Annotated in this window: 19 protein-coding genes; 13 read left to right on the top strand and 6 right to left on the bottom strand. The window is 63.1% G+C overall.

From position 1 onward, the window contains the following. Positions 1–112 precede the first annotated feature (112 nt). The gene (locus D0Y96_RS08380; protein ID WP_117298928.1) at positions 113–1,255 is read right to left on the bottom strand and encodes a hypothetical protein; all 1,143 of its coding nucleotides are present in this window, start codon (positions 1,253–1,255) and stop codon (positions 113–115) included. 49 nt (positions 1,256–1,304) lie between these two features. Beyond that, positions 1,305–1,871 carry an anthranilate synthase component II gene (locus D0Y96_RS08385; protein ID WP_117298929.1) on the bottom strand — a complete coding sequence of 189 codons (567 nt, stop codon included), beginning with the start codon at positions 1,869–1,871 and terminating at the stop codon, positions 1,305–1,307. 77 nt (positions 1,872–1,948) lie between these two features. Here D0Y96_RS08385 and D0Y96_RS08390 point away from each other — a divergent pair, with 77 nt between their 5' ends. Then, positions 1,949–2,410, top strand: coding sequence for a hypothetical protein (locus tag D0Y96_RS08390; protein ID WP_117298930.1), 462 nt, complete (start codon positions 1,949–1,951; stop codon positions 2,408–2,410). Between the two features lie 106 nt (positions 2,411–2,516). Here the strand turns inward: D0Y96_RS08390 and D0Y96_RS08395 are convergent, their stop codons facing one another. Then, positions 2,517–2,738: a hypothetical protein gene (locus D0Y96_RS08395; RefSeq protein ID WP_117298931.1), complete on the bottom strand. Its 222-nt coding sequence runs from the start codon at positions 2,736–2,738 to the stop codon at positions 2,517–2,519. A 366-nt stretch (positions 2,739–3,104) separates the two neighbouring features. Here D0Y96_RS08395 and D0Y96_RS08400 point away from each other — a divergent pair, with 366 nt between their 5' ends. After that, on the top strand, positions 3,105–4,226 hold the full coding sequence (locus D0Y96_RS08400) for an SMP-30/gluconolactonase/LRE family protein (RefSeq protein WP_350449009.1): 1,122 nt from the start codon (positions 3,105–3,107) through the stop codon (positions 4,224–4,226). Between the two features lie 444 nt (positions 4,227–4,670). Beyond that, positions 4,671–5,963 (top strand): aspartate aminotransferase type Ic, encoded by a 1,293-nt coding sequence (locus D0Y96_RS08405; protein ID WP_117298933.1) that lies wholly within the window; start codon positions 4,671–4,673, stop codon positions 5,961–5,963. On the opposite strand, the gene D0Y96_RS08410 is transcribed toward D0Y96_RS08405, so the two are convergent. The 3 genes from D0Y96_RS08410 to D0Y96_RS08420 all read right to left on the bottom strand — a co-directional run bounded on the left by D0Y96_RS08410 (position 5,955) and on the right by D0Y96_RS08420 (position 8,368). Further along, positions 5,955–6,911, bottom strand: a complete 957-nt coding sequence (locus D0Y96_RS08410) for an NAD-dependent epimerase/dehydratase family protein (RefSeq protein WP_252263614.1) — start codon at positions 6,909–6,911, stop codon at positions 5,955–5,957. The two genes, D0Y96_RS08405 and D0Y96_RS08410, sit on opposite strands and share 9 nt — an antisense overlap. A 101-nt stretch (positions 6,912–7,012) precedes the next feature. Continuing rightward, positions 7,013–7,606 (bottom strand): DinB family protein, encoded by a 594-nt coding sequence (locus D0Y96_RS08415; protein WP_158562317.1) that lies wholly within the window; start codon positions 7,604–7,606, stop codon positions 7,013–7,015. 150 nt (positions 7,607–7,756) lie between these two features. Next, the gene (locus tag D0Y96_RS08420) at positions 7,757–8,368 is read right to left on the bottom strand and encodes a superoxide dismutase (RefSeq protein WP_117298935.1); all 612 of its coding nucleotides are present in this window, start codon (positions 8,366–8,368) and stop codon (positions 7,757–7,759) included. A 399-nt stretch (positions 8,369–8,767) separates the two neighbouring features. Here D0Y96_RS08420 and D0Y96_RS08425 point away from each other — a divergent pair, with 399 nt between their 5' ends. From D0Y96_RS08425 to D0Y96_RS08470, 10 genes are all read left to right on the top strand, one after another. Continuing rightward, a complete protein-coding gene (locus tag D0Y96_RS08425) occupies positions 8,768–10,174 on the top strand; it encodes a glucoamylase family protein (protein ID WP_252263615.1) in 1,407 nt (468 codons plus the stop codon). 148 nt (positions 10,175–10,322) lie between these two features. Then, positions 10,323–12,743, top strand: coding sequence for a glycoside hydrolase family 15 protein (locus D0Y96_RS08430; protein ID WP_117298937.1), 2,421 nt, complete (start codon positions 10,323–10,325; stop codon positions 12,741–12,743). Positions 12,744–12,943: 200 nt separating this feature from the next. Beyond that, on the top strand, positions 12,944–14,965 hold the full coding sequence (tkt, locus tag D0Y96_RS08435; protein WP_117298938.1) for a transketolase: 2,022 nt from the start codon (positions 12,944–12,946) through the stop codon (positions 14,963–14,965). Between the two features lie 2 nt (positions 14,966–14,967). Then, positions 14,968–15,456, top strand: a complete 489-nt coding sequence (gene rpiB, locus D0Y96_RS08440) for a ribose 5-phosphate isomerase B (RefSeq protein WP_117298939.1) — start codon at positions 14,968–14,970, stop codon at positions 15,454–15,456. 92 nt (positions 15,457–15,548) lie between these two features. Continuing rightward, positions 15,549–16,172: an HAD-IA family hydrolase gene (locus D0Y96_RS08445; protein WP_117298940.1), complete on the top strand. Its 624-nt coding sequence runs from the start codon at positions 15,549–15,551 to the stop codon at positions 16,170–16,172. A gap of 37 nt (positions 16,173–16,209) precedes the next feature. Further along, on the top strand, positions 16,210–17,127 hold the full coding sequence (gene gnd, locus D0Y96_RS08450; RefSeq protein WP_117298941.1) for a phosphogluconate dehydrogenase (NAD(+)-dependent, decarboxylating): 918 nt from the start codon (positions 16,210–16,212) through the stop codon (positions 17,125–17,127). 130 nt (positions 17,128–17,257) lie between these two features. Beyond that, the gene (gene zwf, locus D0Y96_RS08455) at positions 17,258–18,799 is read left to right on the top strand and encodes a glucose-6-phosphate dehydrogenase (RefSeq protein WP_117298942.1); all 1,542 of its coding nucleotides are present in this window, start codon (positions 17,258–17,260) and stop codon (positions 18,797–18,799) included. Positions 18,800–18,822: 23 nt separating this feature from the next. Continuing rightward, positions 18,823–19,620, top strand: a complete 798-nt coding sequence (gene pgl, locus D0Y96_RS08460) for a 6-phosphogluconolactonase (RefSeq protein ID WP_117298943.1) — start codon at positions 18,823–18,825, stop codon at positions 19,618–19,620. Next, complete coding sequence (glk, locus tag D0Y96_RS08465; protein WP_117298944.1) at positions 19,617–20,639, top strand: glucokinase; 1,023 nt, start codon at positions 19,617–19,619, stop codon at positions 20,637–20,639. The genes pgl and glk overlap by 4 nt, the downstream gene beginning before the upstream one ends. A 23-nt stretch (positions 20,640–20,662) precedes the next feature. Continuing rightward, entirely contained in the window at positions 20,663–21,025 is a 363-nt protein-coding gene (locus tag D0Y96_RS08470; protein WP_199480218.1) for a copper resistance CopC family protein, read from the top strand. The last annotated feature ends 6 nt before the right edge of the window (positions 21,026–21,031 follow it).

Here is a 21,031-nt window from a genome sequence, read left to right on the forward strand (position 1 = left end):
TTCGTCCGGATCCGGATGAGGAAACGCTCCGATATGCCGATTTTACAGCAGGCGCGCTATGGGAACGGGCCGCAGCGGCCGCGCGAGGTGAGCCGAAGGTCTCCGGCGAGGGTCAGCTGCCGTCGGGGAAGCCGCCGCGATGCAGCACGGCCGGGAAGTGCGGGAGGGCCTCGGAGGGCGGAAGGGAGGCGCGCCATCCGCCGGGAAAGGACTCGAGACTGCGGAACAGGAGAGAGTGCTGCCGGACAGGCTCGCCCACCAGATGCTCCAGCGCATCGCAGAGAGGAAGCAGCAGATCGCTGCCGAAGCGCTCCTGCCAGCTCGCTTCGATGAGCCGGATGCGCTGATGGCAGGCTTCATGGCCGCGCTGCCCCTTTGAGGTGAGGGCAAGATGCTTTGTCCGGCTGCCCGGCGATTGTGGTTTATCGGTCAGGTATCCATGCTTCTTCAGAAAGCTCAGCGACATGGTGCTGGCTTCCTTCGACACGCCGGCGAGGCCGGGCAGGTCCCGGGCGCGGAGACCGGCTTTGCCTTCGGGCAGCTCGCCGAAGAGACGGAGAGCATTGGAGGCGACGGCGAGCGATACCTCCGATTCATGCTCAAACTCGATGGCAAAGGCCTGCAGCGCCTTTGAGAGAACTACGGGAAGGGAGGGTTCGTGCATGGTGCCGTGTCTGGTTTCGTGCCCGTCCGGTGCAGGCTGCAGCGAACGGTCGGGTTCTCTGCTGAAGAGACCGTAACCGAGGATCGGAAGGGAGTCGGGCAGGCTCCGGTCCATGCGGCCGGTGAGCGTTCGCAGCAGCTCGCGCAGCCGTTCGACAGAGTCCTGGCCGAAGCGCTCATGCCAGCGTGTTTCGATGGTTCCATCGAGATGCCGCCAGACGGCGATGGCTCGCAGGCCGCCCGGAGTGAGGCGGACGATGGCGGTGGGCCGGAAGCGCTTTGTGGACGCGGCTGCATCCGGCTTTACCGTGATGTAACCCCACCATTTGCCCAGCCGTGTCAGCCAGATCTGCAGGTCTTTGCTGCCGATGCCGAGACGCTGCTGCAGATCGGCGACGGAGATGCCTTCCTCGGGGAGGAACTGCAGGAATCTCGACCACATGACGCGCGACACCAGCCACGGAGCGCCGGGGACAGAGCCGTGGTTTGTGGTGCGATGCGGCACCCGCCGCTCGAATTCGTTGTCGAATTCGATGGTGAAAGCGACCAGCGTGTGCGACAGCAGAGCGGGCAGGGGCAGGCGGCCATTCATGGCCGCATGATCCCACGGGACCGGCTCCTGCGCAAACGGCAGAGGGTGCTTATTTCAGCGCGAGAAAGTTGCGGATGAGCTGTTTGCCGTCGCCGGTCAGAACGCTTTCGGGATGGAACTGCACCCCTTCGACCGGATAGCGGCGGTGGCGCAGGCCCATGATGGTGCCGTCCGCGGTGCGGGCCGTGATCTCGAGATCCTTCGGCAGCCCTTTCTCCTGAACGATGAGGGAGTGGTAGCGGGTGCAGGTCATGGGGCTGGGGATGCCCTGGAAGATGGTTTTGCCGTCGTGCTCGACGGCGCTGGTTTTGCCGTGCATCAGCTGCGGAGCGCGAACGACTTCGCCTCCAAAGGCGGCTCCGATGGCCTGATGTCCGAGGCAGACGCCGAGGATGGGCACTTTGCCGGCGAAGTGGCGGACGAGATCGATGCTGATGCCGGCCTCGTGCGGGGTGCAGGGGCCGGGCGAGAGCACGATGCGCTCGGGCGCGAGGGCTTCCACCTCTTCGACGGTCAGCTCGTCGTTGCGGCGGACGGTGAGGCCGGCTCCGAGCTCGCCCATGTACTGCACGAGATTGAAGGTGAAGGAGTCGTAGTTGTCGAGGACGAAGACCATGGGCTTCTTCCAGTGTAATGCCGGCGGCGCAGTGTTGCGGGACGGTGCTATGCTGTGGGGCAACGGGAGGCACTCCCATGAAGCCCTTCGCGCTTGCCCTTCTGTTCGCTGCAACCACTACAGCCGCATACGCCGAGGCTGAATGTCCGGTCGAGCTGACCGCCGTTTCGCCTGCCGCGCAGGCGCATCTTCAGCTCACTTCGCCGGTCCAGAGCGAAGGCGGAATCGAGTTGAGCTTCCGCAATCAGAGCGGGAAAGAGATTCGCTCGATGGAGGTCGGCGCGGAGCTGAAGGTGAAGCGGAATGTCTACGACCTGGATGCGGCGACGGTGAAGCTGGACCTGACCGTGTCGGGAACCGGCGTGGTGGACCCGGCAAACAATCTCATGCGGAGCCTTCCGGTGGATGCGGCGCTCTTTGGAGTGGGCACGGTGACGCTCGAAGAGGTGACCTTCGCCGACGGCTCGGTGTGGACGCCGGCCGGACGCGTTGCGTGCAGTGTACGAGGCAATGGAACGCAGCGCATTGAGATGAAGTAGCACGGCATACCCGACCAGAAGCAGCCCGGCGTACCCGAATCCGGTATGGAAGAGGCAAGATCTTCGTGTATTTTCCGTTGGAATTCTGCGAAGTGCCCTGTTTTCATTATGGCGTGCGATGGATGACGGCCGCGAGCGGGAGAAATGACAGAAAGCAGAGCAGATGCGAGACGGCTCTGCATGCGGTATAAACGGCCGTGCATGCCGCAGACGCGGCTGAGACGAGGCCATGCAACAGAAAACACGGCATGATGGTGACGGCCTTCTTTGCGAGGTTGACGGCTGTCTTTGCGGCATACGCGGCTGCTTTTGCGACATAGATGGTCATGATGGCGGCTGTGCCTCCTGAAATATGCGCAGAAAAAAGCCCGGCGCGATGGCCGGGCTTTTTCTTTCGCTGTGGTGAGTCCCGTTGTTCTGAGTCCTGTTTTTCTGAGTCTAGAGGGATTAGGAAAATTTCATGCCAGCGCGGCATGAAGCGGAAGCTGTGTCGGGTGTGTCAGGTGGAAGAAGGACGCATTAGGAGAGGGTTGACAGGCGAGAGCAGAGCGCATGCTGCGGACGAAGCGTGCGGGTGTATTTGACGGAGCTGCGGTGAGGACACGAGAATGAACGGGTTTGCTGGCGGGGCTTTGCCGGCTTTGCATATTGTTCAATCCGGTTTTCACATTTTTCAATGCGGGAGGGATGGCGAGTGAGGCATACAGGACCGTTACAGGCGGTGGTGGTCATGGCGGTGGGCGTACTGGCGCTCGGCGGATGCAACAAAAGCACGGCAACCGGAAACGAGGCGGCGCAGCCTGCTGCACAGAGCGCCCAGCCTGCCGTGACGACGATGCCGCTGCAGGTGGAGCGGCTGGACGCATCGCTGGATGCTCTGGTGCCGCAGAATCCGGTGCTGACGAAGGTCGTGACCGGATACAAGTGGACGGAAGGTCCGGTGTGGATCCGCGACGGGTATCTGCTCTTCGCCGAGATTCCGAGCAACAGCATCCGGAAGACGTCGCCGGATGGACCGGCGAGCATCTTTATGCAGCCGAGCGGATACAAGGGATCGGCTCCGTATGGCGGGCCGGAGCCGGGATCGAACGGCATGACGGTGGACAAACAGGGACGGCTGACGGTGGCCGGGCATGCGCAGCGCGATATCTGGCGGCTGGAGTCGCTGGATGGACAGGCGCAGCAGACGGTGCTGGCGGATTCGTACCACGGGAAGAAGCTGAACAGCCCGAATGACCTGGTGTATAAGTCCGATGGCTCGCTGTACTTCACCGATCCGCCGTACGGCCTGCGGACGCAGAGCGACAAGGACCCGGAAAAAGAGCTGCCGTTCAACGGCGTCTACCGGATTCCGGGTGCGGCGTCGCAGCCGGCCGGAGCGGCTCCCGACCGGAGCAAGCTGCAGCTGCTGGTGAAGGACCTGACGCGGCCGAACGGCATTGCGTTCTCGCCGGACGAGAAGTATCTGTACGTCGACAACACGACGCCGAAGAAGCTGTGGATGCGGTATCCGGTGAAGGCGGACGGAACGGTGGGAGCGGGAAAGGTTCTGCTGGATGCGACGGCGGATACGCGCGATGGAATGCCCGATGGCATGAAGGTGGATGAGAAGGGGAACATCTGGTCGGCGGGACCGGCGGGCGTGTGGATTATTTCGCCCGAGGGGAAACACATCGGCACGCTGCTGATTCCGGAGCGCGTGGGCAATGTGGCCTGGGGCGGACCGGACTTCAAAACGCTGTACATCATGGCCAGCAGCAGCGTGTACCGCGTGGACCTGAGCGTGGCAGGCGTGAGGACGCCGGACCAGCGCTGACAAGAGCAACCGATTCCTGAGAGCGCAGGGCCGCCGCCGCCATCATGGACGGCGGCCGGCGCTCGCAGGGAGCAGCGATCAGGGAGCAGCGATCAGGGAGCAGCGATTAGGGAGCAGCGATTAGCGATCAGGAATTAGCAATTAGCGATTAGAACCAGGAATCAACGGCGTCGTTCCTGGGACTCTCCTGCCTCTTTCACTTTCTTCTTCACCTCTCTTCTTTCATTCTCTTCTCGAGTATTTTCCGCTTCCTGCCTTACAGCTTTTCCTTCCTCTTCGTCGCACTTCTTTCCTTCCTCTTCATCGAATTTCTTATTCCTTCCCCTTCCTCAAATCGCATCTTCGTTTCTCCGACCGAAATTCTTATCCGCCGCTCTGCCGCCGGGGTTTCCGCGCCGATGATTGATAATGGAAGAAAGAAATCCGACAGAAGGATGTTTGGCGATGACGACAGAGGTTGCGCAGGCAGGTGTGGCGGAGAGCGGTGTGGCGGCAGAGACGATTCGGGCAGGCTATGAGGCATTTAAGGCGAGAGGTCTGAAGCTGAACCTGACCCGCGGCAAGCCGGCGCCGGCGCAGCTTGACCTGAGCGCGGAGCTTCTGGCGCTGCCGGGCGCGGCGGATTATATGGCCGAGGGCGTGACGGATATCCGCAACTACGGCGGACTGCAGGGACTGGCCGAGGCGCGGCGGCTGTTTGCGGGACTGATGGGCGCTCCTGCGGAGCAGGTGATTGTGGCCAACAACGCCAGCCTGGCGCTGATGCACGACACGGTGGTGTATGCGCTGCTGAAGGGAACGTGCGACAGCGAGAAGCCGTGGTCGCAGCAGGGCGAGATCGCCTTTCTGTGCCCGGTTCCAGGGTATGACCGGCACTTCAGAATCTGCGAGGACTATGGCATCCGGATGATTCCGGTGGCGATGAACGCCGATGGGCCGGATATGGACGAGGTGGAGCGGCTGGCTGCGGGCGACGCGTCGATCCGGGGCATCTGGTGCGTGCCGAAGTACAGCAATCCGACGGGCGCGGTGTACTCCGATGCGGTGGTGGAGCGGCTGGCGGGGATGAAGACAGCGGCGGCGGACTTCCGCATTTACTGGGACAACGCGTATGCGGTGCATCACCTGACGGAAGAGAAGGTCGAGATCGCGAATATTCTGGAGGCATGCGCGCGGCAGGGGCATGCGAACCGGGCATATGTATTTGCGTCGACCTCGAAGATCACGCTGGCGGGCTCGGGGCTGGCGCTGTTTGCCTCGTCGAAGGACAACGTGAAATGGCTGACGGCGCGGATGACGCCGCGCACGATCGGTCCGGACAAAGTAAACCAGCTGCGGCATGTGCGCTTTCTGAAGGACGAGGCGGGGATTACGGCGCTGATGGAACGGCAGCGGGCGCTGATTGCTCCGAAGTTCGAAAAGGTGCTGGAGATCTTCGATGAGAAGCTGTCGGACGTTGCGGGAGTGAGCTGGACACGGCCGAAGGGTGGATACTTTATCAGCCTCGATGTGCCGCCGGGCTGCGCAAAGCGCGTGATCGAGTTGGCGAAGGCCGCGGGCGTGGAGCTGACGCCGGCGGGCGCGACGCATCCGCTGGGGAAGGACCCGGAGGACAGGACGATTCGCATCGCCCCATCGTTTCCGGAGCTGGAGGAAGTGGCTCTGGCGGCGGAGGGCGTAGCTGTATGCGTAAAACTGACGGTCGAAGAGAAGGGTCAGCAGCGGGTATCAGGATGATTTGCCGGCAGGCATGGTGGCGAGGGTCTGAAGAATGCCCTCATCATATGAGGTGCGCTCCACGCCGCCGAGGAGCTGTGTAAGGCGGGAGTCGTCGAGCAGGACCGGCGTGGTCTGCAGATAATGCATCTCCACCAGTTCGCGCAGCAGGGGGTTGAAGATGCCCAGGGCGCGGAGCATGAGTTTTCCGGCGACCATGAACTTAGGCGGACGGCCCGCGGCGGCGAAGATTTTATCGACAAATTCACGCTGGGTGAGGATGCCGCTGCCAGCAAAGTTCCACGCGTGGCCCCAGGCGGCTTCGGTTGAAAGCAGACGGACAACGATGGGTCCCACGTCGGGCACAAAGACAAACTGGTGAGGCGTGTCGACAGGGCCGATGAGCTGAGCGCGGCCTCCGTTTTTAGCTGCCTGGAAGGCGCTCCAGAGAAAACTTTTATCCACGCCGGGGCCGAAGAAGTCGGGCAGGCGGAGCTCACAGGTCTGAATCTGCCCGGCCTGCCGGACTGCGAAGAGAAGATCCTCCTGCTCTTTGCGCATTCTGCCCTTGAAGGTGTGCGGTGAGCGGGGATGGTCCTCGGTGACCGTCGGAGTCTGCGGGCGGCCATAGGGATAAACGGTTCCGATAAGGAGAAGGCGGCGGACTCCGGCGGCAGTGGCGCCGTCGAGGGTTTTGCGCATCAGCTCAGGATGAAGCTGAAACTGCCAGTAGTTCACGCCGACAAGGTAAATGATGGTATCGATGCCGGAGGCGGCGTCGCAAACGGAGGCGGGATCGTCGGGGTTCCAGGTGCGGATCTCGGCATGAGGATCGCCGCCGAAGGCGCGTTGCAGAGAGGCTGCGGAACGGCCGACGACGCGATACGGGATGCCATGCTGCTGCAGAGCGGTGGCAATGCTTTTGCCGATGGCTCCGGCGGCGCCGAAGAGAGCAATCTTCCCCATCATCAGAATTCCTTTCACGGTTTGCATTCATAGTCGGTCCGGGCCTCGAAAATGGCAAACCTGGGGTTTCAGAAGGGGTTTGAGGGAGGATTTCAGGCAGAATTTCAGGGGCGAATGAGCTCGAAAATGTGCGCGAGGTGGTGGTCGTCGTGCTCGGCGATGAAGTACAGGTGGTCGACCAGGCGCATCGGCTGCTGCAGGCGCGGATGGAGCAGGGAGGCGGAGAAGCGGGCCGGGTCGAGGGCTTCCACGCGGTCGAGCAGGCGAAGGCGAGCGGCGCGGAAGGCGGCGAGGATCTCTGCAGGCGGATGGTCGTTGTGGCCGGCCTCGTGGGTTTTGCGGTTGGCGAGGTCGGCGACGGTGAGCGTGCCGCTGCCGGAGAGAAAATCTTCGACGCGGGCGAGCCAGAGGGGCTCCATGTCGGGGAGATGGCCGGCGTGCTCCTGCGCGGACCATTTGCCTTCGGGCTTTGCGGTGAGAGCAGAGGCCGATGCGCTGTGGAGAAGCTCTTCAAGCCGCACGGGCGCGCCGAGAAGACGGACGCAGAGGTTCGGGTACTGCTCGACGGGGAAGGTGAAGGCAAACTTTCGCTCGAACCAGGCAGGTACCGGCCGTCCGGGCACACGTGGTTGCTGTGGCGGCCGCAACGACGGAGCGGTCCTCTCAGCCTGCTGTTCCCTGTCTTCGGTCTCTTTCATGCCAGTTCCTTTCACGAAGGCCGGATGTCTGTCCATGATGGGTGCAGTTCCCGGGAAGGCGTTCCCTCTGCAAAAAAGGACGGGCGCATGGCCCGTCCCTTTTTCATGGCGCCGCGGCGCAGTTGCCCGCGCGGCCAGCACCGGCTGGTCCTACTGCTTTGCGGTTTCGAAGCGCTTGTTGATCTCGTCCCAGTTGACGGTGTTCCACCAGGCGGCGAGGTAGTCGGGGCGTTTGTTCTGATACTTCAGGTAGTAGGCGTGCTCCCAGACATCGTTGCCGAGGATGGGGAAGTGTCCCTGGCTGAGGGGCGAGTCCTGGTTGGCGCTGGTGACGATCTTCAGCTGGCCGCCCTCGAAGATCAGCCAGCCCCATCCGGAGCCGAACTGCTTCGCGGTGGTCTCGTTGAACTGCTTTTTGAAGGCTTCGAAGTCGCCGAAGTCCTTGCGGATCTGCGCGGCGATGGCGCCGGTGGGCTCGCCGCCGCCGCCCGGCTGCATGATGGTCCAGAACATGGTGTGGTTGACGTGGCCGCCGCCGTTGTTGCGGACCGCGGTGCGGATGTCTTCCGGCACGCTGCTCAGATTGCGGAGCAGGTCTTCGGCGGAGTGCCTGGAGAGGTCGGGATGCTTCTCGATGGCCGCGTTGAGGTTGGTGACATAGGCCTGGTGGTGCTTGTCGTGGTGGAGCTTCATCGTGGCTTCGTCGATGTGGGGTTCGAGTGCGGCGTAGTCATACGGCAGAGGCGGAACGGTGTGTGCCAAAGTAGTTCTCCTTCACGATGCGTTGGGGTTGATGAAATTCTCTGGGCGCGGCCGGGATGGCCACTGTGTCTGCGCTCCTGATGATAATGGATGCGGAAAACGGGCGACAGGGCTCAGGCCGCAGAGCGCAGAAGTCAGATCAGGCGGCGGTACATGACACAGGCTTCGATGGCAGCCGGGGGACGGTGCGGATCACCGTGGCGATGGCAGAGCGGAAGCCAATCACAGAGCGGAAGCCAATTCCATGCCGGGTGAGACGGGCCCGGAGGCTCCGGCAGAGGGAGCCGGGAGCGCGTAGAATTTTTCCGTGAGCGACCATCCGCACGTTCTGATCATCTCTACCTTGTATCCGTCTGAGAATCCGTTGCTTTGGCCCGATCGCAGATAACCCGCAGAGACATGTTGCGCAGGGCCGGAGCCTCCGGGATGCTGGCGCTGGGCGCTCCGGCGATTGCCGCGGCGGAAGGCTTTCAGAATCAGTCGCAGGCTCCTCCGGTAAAGCCGGGCCAGGAGCCGAAGACCGAGAGCCAGGCGGCGCAGAATTATCCGCACCCGCCGGGTGTGTTCATCAACCGCCCGCTGACTCAGGTTTCGACGGCGGCCGAGGCGCTGCTGGACGATCTCGAGGGCCGGGCGTGCGATTTTTTCTATAACGAGGCGAGTCCGAAGACGGGGCTGGTGCGGGATCGCGCTCCCGCGGCAGGACTGTCGCTGAGCCGGGTCTCGAGCATCGCGGCGACCGGCTTCGGGCTGACGGCGATGTGCATCGCGCACAAGCGGAATTATCTGCGGCCTCTGGACTGCGAGGAGCGCGTCGAGAAAACCCTGGCCTTTCTGCTGGAGGACTGCCCGCACGAGCATGGATTCCTGTACCACTTCATCGACCTGACGAGCGGGCAGCGGATGTTCGGCTGCGAGCTGTCGTCGATCGATACATCGCTGCTGCTGTGCGGGGTGCTGACCTGCCGCCAGTACTTTGCGGGCAATACGCGGATCGAGGCGCTGGCGAACACCTTTTACCGGCGGGTGGACTGGGAGTGGATGCTGAACGGCGGCGATACGCTCTCGATGGGCTGGCTGCCGGACCAGGGCTTTCTGAAGCATCGCTGGGACATCTACTCCGAGCTGATGACGATGTATCTGATGGCCATCGGATCGCCGACCCATCCGGTGGTTCCGCAGACCTGGAACGCGCTGCAGCGGCCAGTGGTGCAGTTTGGCGGCATCGACTACATCAGCGGCGTGGCCCCGCTGTTTATCCACCAGTATGCCCATGCGTGGTGCAATTACCGCGATGTCCGGGATCTGCACACCAATTACTTCACGAACTCGATCGCGGCGACGCGGGCGCACCAGCTCTGGTGCCTGACGGAGGGCCGGAATTTTCCGTGGATGGACCAGGATATGTGGGGGATCTCGGCCTCGGATTCGCGGGACGGTTACCGGGTGTGGGGAGGGCCGCCGGCGATGGGGTCGATCGACGGCACGCTGGTGCCCTGTGCCACAGGAGGATCGCTGGTCTTTCTTCCCGCAGAATGTTCGCACGTTCTGTTACAGATGCGGGAGCGTTTCGGCGATAAGGTGTATACACGGTATGGCTTTGTCGACGCATTTTTGCCGAAGCCGAAGGCGAGCTGGTTTGCGCCCGATATTCTCGGCATCGACCAGGGGATTACGCTGTTGATGGCAGAGAATCTGCGAACCCGGTTTGTATGGCAGCAGTTTATGAAGAACCGGGAGATCGCCCATGCCATGGATCTGGTGCAGTTTCATCCGGACCCGGAGGCGAATTCGCAGGTGCTGTGACTCGCCGTCACGGGCGATCGCGCCTACGGCGCCATTCCGGGGCAAAGTCGATCGGTCTGCCCTGCCGCTGCTGCGGGCAGGAAGTTACCCAGGTTTCCCCGGTTTTCACATCCGGGGTGTAAAGTAGCGGACTTAACGGAAGGACGGCATGGCACAGGCGGCGTCGCAGTACAGGTGGCTGGAGGGGCAGGGGGCAGCGTTCGGAGGACCGGGGCTGGAGCCGCGATGGACTTCGAGCGCGAAGGATGCGGTGGGCACGGCGTATTCGGCATCGAGCCGGGTGTGGTTCACGGTATCGCACGGGATTCTGAACGAAATTTATTACCCGACGATCGACCGGCCGCAGATTCGCGACATGCAGTTTCTGATCACCGACGGCGAGACCTTCTTTCACGAAGAGCGGCGCAATCTGAAGCATGAGTTCGAGTACATCGATTCCGACGCGCTGGGCGTGCGCATCCGCAACGTCGACCCCGACGGGCGGTACGTGCTGACGAAGGAGATCATCAGCGATCCGCATTATCCGGTGGTGCTGATACGGGTGAAGCTCGAAGGCAAAGAGGATGTGATCTCGCGGCTGCGGGTGTATGCGCTGCTCTCCCCGCATATCGAAGGCGGCGGCATGGGCAACTCGGCGCGGGTGGTGGATGTGGCCGGCAGGCGCGTGGGGCTGGCGTGGAGAAATCATACGTCGCTGGCGATGGCGGCCAGCTGCGGCTTCAGCCGGGTGAGCTGCGGCTATGTGGGCGCGAGCGACGGCTGGCAGGATCTGAAGCAGAACTTCCTGATGGACTGGGAGTTCGGCTCGGCGCTCGACGGCAATGTCTCCATCATGGGTGAGATTCCGCTGGAGCATACGCACCGGTTCGTGATCGCGATCGGCTTCGGCGAAGGACACCATGCGGCGCTGGCGACGACGCTCGGAGCGCGCGCGACGAAGTTCGAGCGGCACCTGACGCGGTTTATCGAGCAGTGGCACCGCGCTGCGACGCCGGGGGAACTGGGCGAGCATGCGAGCGATGGCGGCAGGCTGCTGCAGATCAGCCACAACGTTGTGCTGGCGCATGAGGACAAGACCTACGGCGGAGCGTTTATCGCTTCGGCGTCGATTCCGTGGGGCTATGCGAAGGGCGACGACGATCTGGGCGGCTACCACCTGGTGTGGACGCGGGACATGGTGCAGAGCGCCACGGCGCTGATGGCCTGCGGAAGGCCGCAGACGGCACTGCGCGCGCTGGTCTATCTGGCCTGCACGCAGAAGCCGGATGGAGGCTTCGCGCAGAACTTCTGGATCGACGGAACGCCGTACTGGTCGGGGATTCAGCTCGACGAGGTCGCGTTTCCGATTATGCTGGCGTGGCGGCTGTGGAAGGCCGATGCGCTGGGCACCTTCGACGTCTTCCCGTTCGTGGAGCGGGCGGCGGGTTTTCTGGTGCGCTACGCTCCGGTCACGCAGCAGGAGCGCTGGGAAGAGGCGGCGGGGTATTCGCCGTCGACGCTGGCGGCGGTGATTTCAGGGCTGGTGTGTGCGGCGGATATGGCGCGGGCGCACGGATCTCCGGAGCTGGGGCAGTTTCTGGAAGAGCACGCGGACTGGATCGAGAGCCACCTCGAAGACTGGACGGTGACGAACAACGGCGTGCTCGATCCGGAGGTGAAGCGGCACTATATGCGGATTCGTCCTCCGGAGTGCGGCGATCCGTATGCGCATGAGGAGTGCGGCACGGAGACGCTGCGGCTGAACAACCGCGGGCCGGGCGAGAAGTACGAGTTCGAGGCGCGCGAGGTGATCGACGCGGGCTTTCTGGAGCTGGTGCGGTATGGCGTACGCCGGCCCGACGATCCGCTGATCGTGGATTCGCTGAAGGTGGTGGACCGGGTGCTGAAGATCAACGCCCCGCAGGGACCGTGCTGGCGCCGCTACAACCACGACGGCTACGGGCAGCGGCACGATGGCGGTCCGTACCTTGGATGGGGGCAGGGACGGGCATGGCCGCTGCTGACCGGCGAGCGGGCGCACTATGAGCTGGCCGCGGGGCGCGATGTGCGTCCGCTGATCCACACCTATGAGCAGTTCGCCTCGGCGGGCGGTATGCTGCCGGAGCAGATCTGGGATGAGGCGGACAAAAACGGACTGTGCTTCGGCGGGCCGGCGGGCTCGGCGATGCCGCTGGTGTGGGCGCATGCGGAGTATCTGAAGCTGCTGCGCTCGGCGAAGGACGGAAGGGTCTACGACTGCATTCCGGTGGTGGCGCGGCGGTATGCGGGCGGCGAGCATCAGCCGAGCCGGATCGAGGTCTACAAGGTAAGCCGGCGTCAGATCCGGAGGATCACGGCGGGCAAGGCGCTGCGCATGACCTCGGCGTCGCGCTTTCGCGTGGTGTGGAGCGACGACGGGTGGAAGACGTCGCATGTTCTGGACAGCACGCAGGTGGGGTTCGCGGGGTCGTATGCCGATCTGCCGACCGGGGAAAAACAGACCGGCGCACTTTCATTTACTCTTTTCTGGTCGGACGAACAGCGCTGGGAAGGCCGCAATTTTGACGTGGAGATTGAGCCGGCCTCCTGAAAATATTCTGCATATCCGGCAGCGGGCTGGTTGGAAGGGCATGTTCTGAGGAGCGAAGGCCGCAGTCATGCAATGGCCGATGCGGCGGGCCGAAGCCCGTATCCCTCAGACTGACCCGTTGCCGAAAATCTCATATCATCGAAGTATCACCGTAATTTTTATCCGGCAGGCCCGGGCATATCAGAGGAGAAACCAGACTTATGAGCGAACTCGATCAGCTTTCCATTAATGCCCTTCGATTTCTGGCGGTGGATGCCGTCGACAAGGCCAAAAGCGGCCACCCGGGGGCTCCGCTGGGCGATGCTCCGATGGCCTACCTGCTGTTCCACAAATACATGCGGCACAATCCGAAGAACTCGCACTGGTCGAACCGCGACCGGTTTGTGCTTTCGAACGGGCATGCTTCGGCGCTGCTCTATGGCGCGCTGCACCTCTCCGGCTACGACGTGACGATCGAGGACCTGCAGCAGTTCCGGCAGTGGGAATCGAAGACGCCGGGGCATCCGGAGCGTGGCGATACGGACGGCGTGGAGGTGACGACGGGTCCGCTGGGGCAGGGGTTTGCCATGGCCGTGGGCCTGGCGATCGCCGAGAAGCATCTGGCCGGGGTGTATAACCAGCCGGGCTTCGATATCGTCGATCACTACACCTACGGGATCTGCGGCGACGGTGATCTGATGGAAGGCATCTCGCACGAGGCGGCTTCGCTTGCCGGGACGCTGGGGCTGGGCAAGCTGATCTTTCTCTACGACGACAACCTGATCTCGCTGGACGGACCGACGGAGCTGTCGTTCACCGAAGACGTGGAGAAGCGCTTCGAGGCCTATCACTGGCATGTGCAGAAGGTCGCCGACGGCAACGATCTCAACGCGCTTTCGGCGGCGATTGAGGCGGCGAAGGCGGTCAGGGATAAGCCGTCGCTCATCGCGGTGCGCACGGTGATCGGCTACGGCAGCCCGATTGCAGGAACGAACAAGGTACACGGCGAGGCGCTGAAGCCCGAAGAAGCGGCGGAGACGAAGAAGAATCTGGGCTGGCCCGCGGACAAGTTCTTTTATGTGCCGGAGGAGGCGCAGAAGAACTGGTCGACGATCGTCGATCGCGGCGCGAAGTTTGAAGAGGAGTGGAAGAAGCTCTTCGCTGAGTACAGAAAGAGCTTTCCTGAGCTGGCGGCCGAGTTCGAGCGCACCCAGGCGGGTAAGCTGAAGGCTGGCTGGGAGAAGTCGCTGCCGGTCTTCCCGACCAGCAAGGCGGTGGCGACGCGCAATGCAGGCAATGCCATCATGAACGCCTTTGCGAAGGAAGTGCCGGAGCTGATCGGCGGCGCGGCCGATCTGACGGCCTCGACCAAGACGATTCTGAAGGATGGCGGCAACTTCCACCTTGATCCGAAGGGCCGGAACATCTGGTTCGGCGTGCGCGAGTTCGGCATGTGCGCGGCGGTGAACGGGATCACGGCGCACGGCGGCCTGATCGGATACGGCTCGACCTTCTTCACCTTTTCCGATTACTGCAAATCGGCCATCCGCATGGCGGCGATCATGCACACGCAGTCGCTGTTCATCTTCACGCACGATTCGATTGCGCTGGGCGAGGATGGTCCGACGCACCAGCCGGTCGAGCACCTGCTGATGCTGCGCGCGATACCGCATCTGACGGATTTCCGTCCGGCGGATGCGAACGAGACGGCGGCGGCATGGCGGCTGGCGCTCGAGCGGAACCACGGCCCCAGCTTCATGGCGCTGTCGCGTCAGGATCTGCCGGTTCTGGACGCGGAGAAGCTGTCCATTTACGAGGGCGTGAAGCACGGCGCGTACATCGTGGAAAAGGGCGGCGACTCCCCCGATGTGCTGATCGTGGGCACCGGCGCGGAGGTGTGGACGGCGCTGAAGGGCGCAGAAGAGCTGGCGAAGGAGGGCATCCGGGCCCGTGTGATCTCAATGCCGAGCACGAATCTCTTCGAGGAGCAGAGCGCGGAGTACAAGGCGTCGATCTTCCCCGATCATCTGCCCAAGCTGGCCATTGAAGCGGCAGTGCCGTACGGCTGGTGGAAGTATGTGGGACGCCACGGCGATGTGATCGGACTGGAGCGCTTTGGCGCGTCGGCTCCGGGACCGGTGGTGCTCGAGAAGCTGGGCTTCAGCGCGGCGAATGTGGCGGCGCGGGCGAAGGCTCTGGTGGAGCATGCCCGCAAAAGCGAAGCGGCGCTGGCAGGGAAGTAGCCATGAAGCTGGCGATTGGAGCAGATCACGCCGGGTATCCGCTGAAGGAAGAGATTCGCGGATACCTGGAGCGTCTGGGGCACGAGGTGATCGACCTCGGCGCCTACAACACGGAGCCGTCGGATTATCCCGACTTCGCCGAAGCGGTGGGCCGCACGCTGATGGCGGGCCGCGCCGACCGGGGCATCCTGGTGTGCGGCAGCGGGGTGGGCGTGAATGTGGCGGCGAACAAGATGCCGGGCATTCGCGCCAGCATGTGCCATGACACCTACTCGGCGCACCAGGGGGTAGAGCACGACGATATGAACGTGCTGGTGCTGGGGGCCCGGATTATCGGTCCGGCGCTGGCCTTTGATCTGGTGGCGGCGTATCTGAACGCAAAATTCCAGAAGCAGGAAGAGCGTTTTGTGCGCCGGCTGAACAAGGTGAAGGCGATCGAGACGCGCTATATGCCGGAGGCGGTGAAGCAGGAGTTCGGGGCCGGCCGGTAGCCGGTTTCACGATTCACGCAATACTGTTCATCTGTTTGTCACGCAGTTCTGCTCGTATTTTTTATACGACTCTGGCGCATTCAGGAGCAGCGATGAGCGAGATCAGCACGATCCTGTGGGACGTGGGCGGTGTTTTTCTCACCAACGGATGGGACCATCATGAGCGGGCAGCGGTGCTGGCGCAGTTCGGCCTGGACCGCGATGCCTTTGAGCAGCGACACACCGAACCGAACGATGCCTGGGAGAAGAGCCTGATTACGGTCGAGGAGTATCTCGACCGTACCGTTTTTTACGAGCCGCGCAGCTTCACGCACAGCGACTTTATCGAAGCGATGAAGGCCCAGTCGAAGGTGCTGGAAGACAGCGCTCTCGGCATCCTCCGCGAGCTGGCGGCATCAGAAGAGACAGAGCTGGGCGTTCTGAACAACGAAGCCCGGGAGTTGAATGATTTCCGGCTGGAGGAGTTCGGGCTGCTGTCGTGCCTCGATGTCTTTTTCAGCTCATGCTATGTGGGCCTTCGGAAACCCGACGCAAAATTCTACCGGCTGGCGCTGGATGTGCTGCAGCGTGATCCGGACAACGTGGTATTCATCGATGACCGCGCGGAGAATGCGGCGGCGGCGGCGGCCGAGGGCATGCACGCGATTCGCTATGAGGGATCGCGGGCGCTGCGGAACGAGCTGGCGCGGCTGGGCGTGTCCATCGAACGGAACTGACGAACAGAACGGAAGACGAACGAGAGGAGCGGCGGCAATGGCAGCAGGCAGGGAACTTGGCATTATCGGTCTGGGCAAGATGGGCGGCAACATGGCGGAGCGCCTGCGGCAGGGAGGCATCCAGGTGGTCGGCTTCGACTTCAGCGCCGAAGCGGTGAAGCGGCTGACGGATGCCGGCTCGACGGGTGTCTCGTCGCTGGAGGACCTGGTAAAGAACCTTTCGGCTCCGCGAGCGATCTGGCTGATGGTGCCGGCGGGTAAGCCGGTGGACGACACGATCGCCAAACTGAAGCCGCTGATGCAGAAGGGCGATATCTTTATCGACGGCGGCAACTCGAATTACAAAGACTCGCAGCGGCGGTATCACGAGTTGGAGGCGGAAGGGTTCAAGTTCGTCGACGTGGGCACGTCGGGCGGCGTGTGGGGGCTGAAAGAGGGTTACAGCATGATGATCGGCGGCGAGGAGCCGGTGGTCGAGTCGCTGCGGCCGATCTTCGAGGCGCTGGCGCCGGGCAAAGACCTTGGCTGGGGATATATGGGGCCGGCCGGCGCCGGGCACTTCGTCAAGATGGTGCATAACGGCATCGAGTACGGCATGATGCAGGCGTATGCCGAAGGCTTCTCGATCATGGGCCAGAAGAAGGAGCTGAACCTCGACCTTGAGAAGATTGCCCAGGTATGGCGCTACGGCAGCGTGGTGCGTTCGTGGCTGCTGGACCTGACGGCCGATGCGCTGAAGAAGGACCCGGGTCTCGAGGATCTGGAGGCCTATGTCGAGGATTCGGGCGAAGGGCGCTGGACGGTGATGGAGGCGATCGACCTGAACATCTCCGCGCCGGTGATCACGGAGTCGCTGATTCGCAGAATCCGCAGCCGCGAAGAGAATAACTTTACCGACCGCATGCTGGCGATTATGCGCAACGCCTTCGGCGGCCACGCGGTGAAGAAGGACTGACGCAACCGTCTCTCATGCGGCCGGGTCCGCGTGAGGCTGCAGCATCCACGGACGGCCCCAGGGCCGTCCCCTTTCAAGAGACCGAAAATCATTCTTCCCGCAGAGCGGTCTTCGCAAGCAAGAGGTCCTTATGGCAACGACGGAAGTAAAGATTTCTCCTGAAGATGTGAAGCAGGCGACGGCGCAGACACGGGAGCGGATTCCGGAGCCGTGCGTGGTGGTGATTTTCGGGGCATCGGGCGACCTGACCAAGCGCAAGCTGCTGCCCGCGCTCTTTCATCTGGAACAGTCGAAGCTGCTGCCGGAGCAGATTCGGATTGTGGGCGTGGCTCGGCGCGATCTGGGCTCTAGCTTTGCCGCGGATATGCGTGAAGGCATTCTCGAATTCGGCGGCGTGACGGAAGGCGCGGAGAAGCTGGACGAGTTCATCGGCAAGGTGAGCTACCATGCGATGAACTTCGACGACGGCGAGGGATACGCAAAGCTGAAGGAGCTGCTCGAGGGCTATGACCGCGAGTTCGGAACGCGCGGCAACCGGCTCTTTTACCTGGCGACGGCTCCGGAGTACTTCTCCGACATCATTCACCGGCTGGGCGATCACGGCATGTCGCATCCCGAAAAGGGCACGGCGCGGGTGATCATCGAAAAGCCGTTCGGGCACGATCTGGAGAGCGCGCGCGAGCTGAACGACGACGTGAACCGCGTCTTCGACGAAAACCAGATCTTCCGCATCGATCATTACCTGGGCAAGGAGACGGTGCAGAACATCCTGGTCTTCCGCTTTGCGAATGGTATCTTCGAGCCGATCTGGAACCGCAATTACGTCGATCACGTGCAGATTACGGCGGCGGAGAACATCGGCATCGAGGGGCGCGGACCGTTCTATGAAAAAGCCGGCGCGCTGCGCGACGTGGTGCAGAACCACGTGATGGAGCTGCTGTCGTTCGTCGGCATGGAGCCGCCGGTGAGCTTTGCGGCCGATGAGGTGCGCAGCGAGAAGGTCAAGCTGTGGAAGGCGATCCGGCCGATCGATATTCAGAATGTGGTGCGCGGGCAGTACGGTCCGGGAACGGTGGGCGGCAAGGCGGTGAAGGGCTACCGCGAGGAAGAGCGCGTCGATCCGAAGTCGCAGACGGAGACTTATGCCGCGGTGAAGCTCGAGATCGAGAACTGGCGCTGGGCGGGCGTGCCCTTTTATCTGCGCGCCGGCAAGCGGCTGGCCAAGCGGGTGACGGAGGTGACGGTGCAGTTCCGGCAGCCACCGCTGCTGCTCTTTGGCGGCGGCTCGAACGGAGCGTGCGATATTCAGCCGAACCGGATCACGATGCGGATTCAGCCGGACGAGGGTATTTCGCTGCGCTTCGGCGCGAAGGTTCCGGGGCCGGAGACGGCGGTGTGCCCGGTGGTGATGGACTTCAGCTACGCGAATGCCTTCGGGACCTCGTCGGCGAACGGCTACGAGCGGCTGCTGCTGGATGCGATGCTGGGCGATGCGACGCTGTTTGCGCACCGCGACGGCGTGGAGGCCACCTGGTCGCTGTATACGCCGGTGCTGGAGGCGTGGGCGAACAAGGTGCCGAAGACCTTCCCGAACTATGCGAGCGGAGCGTGGGGCCCGCAGTGCGGCGACGACCTGCTCGAACGCGACGGCCGCGCATGGCATAAGCTATAAATTTCAATCATCGGCAGGAGACCATGCCACGGCCTTACGTTGTTGAGTATCGGGTGTATGAGGGGGCGGATGCGCTGGCTCGCGCCGCTGCGGAGTATTTTGTCGAAAGCGCACGCACGGCGGCGGCCGCGCGCGGCCTGGCGCGGATCGCGATCTCGGGCGGCAGCACGCCGAAGCGGGCCTTTGAGCTGCTGGCGAATCCCGCGGAGCCGTACCGCAAGGCAATGCCGTGGGAGCAGGTGCAGATCTACTGGGTGGATGAGCGCTGCGTTCCGCCGGACGACAAAGACAGCAACTACCGGATGACGCGCGAGGCGATGCTGGACAAGGTGCCGCTGAAGCCGGAGCAGATCTTCCGCATCGAGGGAGAGCTGGAACCGGAGCAGGCGGCGGCGCGGTATGAGACGGCGATCCGCGGACAGTTTCGGCTGGAGGGCGCCGAGCTTCCGACCTTCGACGTGCTGGCGCTGGGCATGGGCGACGATGGCCACACTGCGTCGATCTTTCCGCACACGGATGCGATTCATGAGCTGGGGCGGGTGGTGGTTGCCAACCATGTGCCGCAGAAGGACACGTGGCGCGTGACGCTGACGTGGCCGGTGATTGTGCAGGCGCGGGATATTTTCTTTCTCATCGGCGGGAAGGACAAGGCCGATCCGCTGCATCGCGTGCTCGAGGGGCCGTACGATCCGGAGACGCTGCCCTCGCAGCTGATTCAGCCGCGCAGCGGCCTGCTGCGCATGCTGCTGGATAAGGACGCGGCGGCGCTGCTGCCTGCTCCGGATGCGCAGGGCGCGGGAAAGCTGGAGATTGCGCGATGATTCTGGCCGGGGATGTAGGGGGGACGAAGGTTCACCTGGCACTGTATGGATTCGATCATGGACAGCTGACGCATGTGCGGGATGAGCGGTTTCCGGCGCATGAGTTCAGCGGGCTGGAAGAGATCGTCACGCGGTTTCTGAAAGAGAGCGGCGAGCCGGAGATTACGGCGGCGTGTTTCGGCGTGCCGGGGCCGGTGCGCAACGGGCGGCTGAAGCTGACGAACCTGCCGTGGACGCTCGACAGCCGCGAGCTGTCGATGCATCTGAACATTGCTCATCTGTTTCTGATCAACGATCTGGAGGCCAATGGTTACGGCATTCCGGAGCTGAGTCCCGATCAGATTTTTACGCTGAATGCGGGCGACGCGAGCGCGGTGGGCAATCGCGCGCTGGTCTCGGCGGGCACGGGCCTGGGCGAGGGCATCCTGGTGTGGAATGGCAAGATGCATGTGCCGATGGCGTCGGAGGGCGGGCACGCGGATTTTGCTCCGAGGAATGAGCTGGAAATAGACCTGCTGCGCTGGCTGATGCGACGGCTGAACGGCAGAGTGAGCTTCGAGCGCGTGGTCTCCGGCATTGGGCTGAAGAATATCTATACCTTTCTGCGCGATGAGAAGCGCATGGAAGAGCCGGAGTGGCTGCGCGACCGGATGGAAAATGAAGATCCGAATGCGGTGATCGGCGAGCTGGGCGAAGACGGCGGCAACGAGCTGTGCTCGAAGACCCTGGATATCTTCGTGAGCGCTTATGGCGCGGAAGCGGGCAATATGGCGCTGAAGGTGCTGGCCTCGGGTGGGATTTATCTGGGTGGCGGGATCGCCCCGAAGATACTGAAGAAGATGAAGGACGGAGCGTTCCTGCACTCGTTTACGGACAAGGGCAGGCTGAGCGATCTGCTGATCCATACGCCGGTGCGCATCATTCTGGAGAGCCGCGCTGCGCTGATGGGCGCTGCGGCCTTTGCCGAGGCGCGGGCGGCGGAGACCAGCGGGCGGTCGGAGCGGGCGGCGTCGCGATAAGAGTGCAGAGGAAGGGAATCGAGATGAAAAAGAGATTGTCGTACGGTATGAGTATGGTGGCGCTGGCGCTGCTGCTGATGGCTCCGCGGCTGGCGCTGGCGCATGCGGTGCTGGTGAGCAGCACGCCGGAGGCGCATGCGACGGTGCGGGGGCCGGAGGTGACGATCCACCTGAAGTTCAACTCGCGCGTGGACGGCGTGCGGTCGCGGATCTTTCTGAAGCTGCCGAACGGGCAGACGCAGACCGAAGCGCTGGACCCGCAGGATGCTCCGGACGCGCTGCGCTCGCATGCGAAGCTGCAGGCCGGCAGCTACATTCTGCTGTGGCAGGCGCTCTCGACCGACGGGCACACGACGCGCGGCGAGATTCCGTTCACGGTTCAGTAGAGTCCC

Source organism: Paracidobacterium acidisoli (assembly GCF_003428625.2).
Classification (GTDB): Bacteria; Acidobacteriota; Terriglobia; order Terriglobales; family Acidobacteriaceae; genus Paracidobacterium; species Paracidobacterium acidisoli.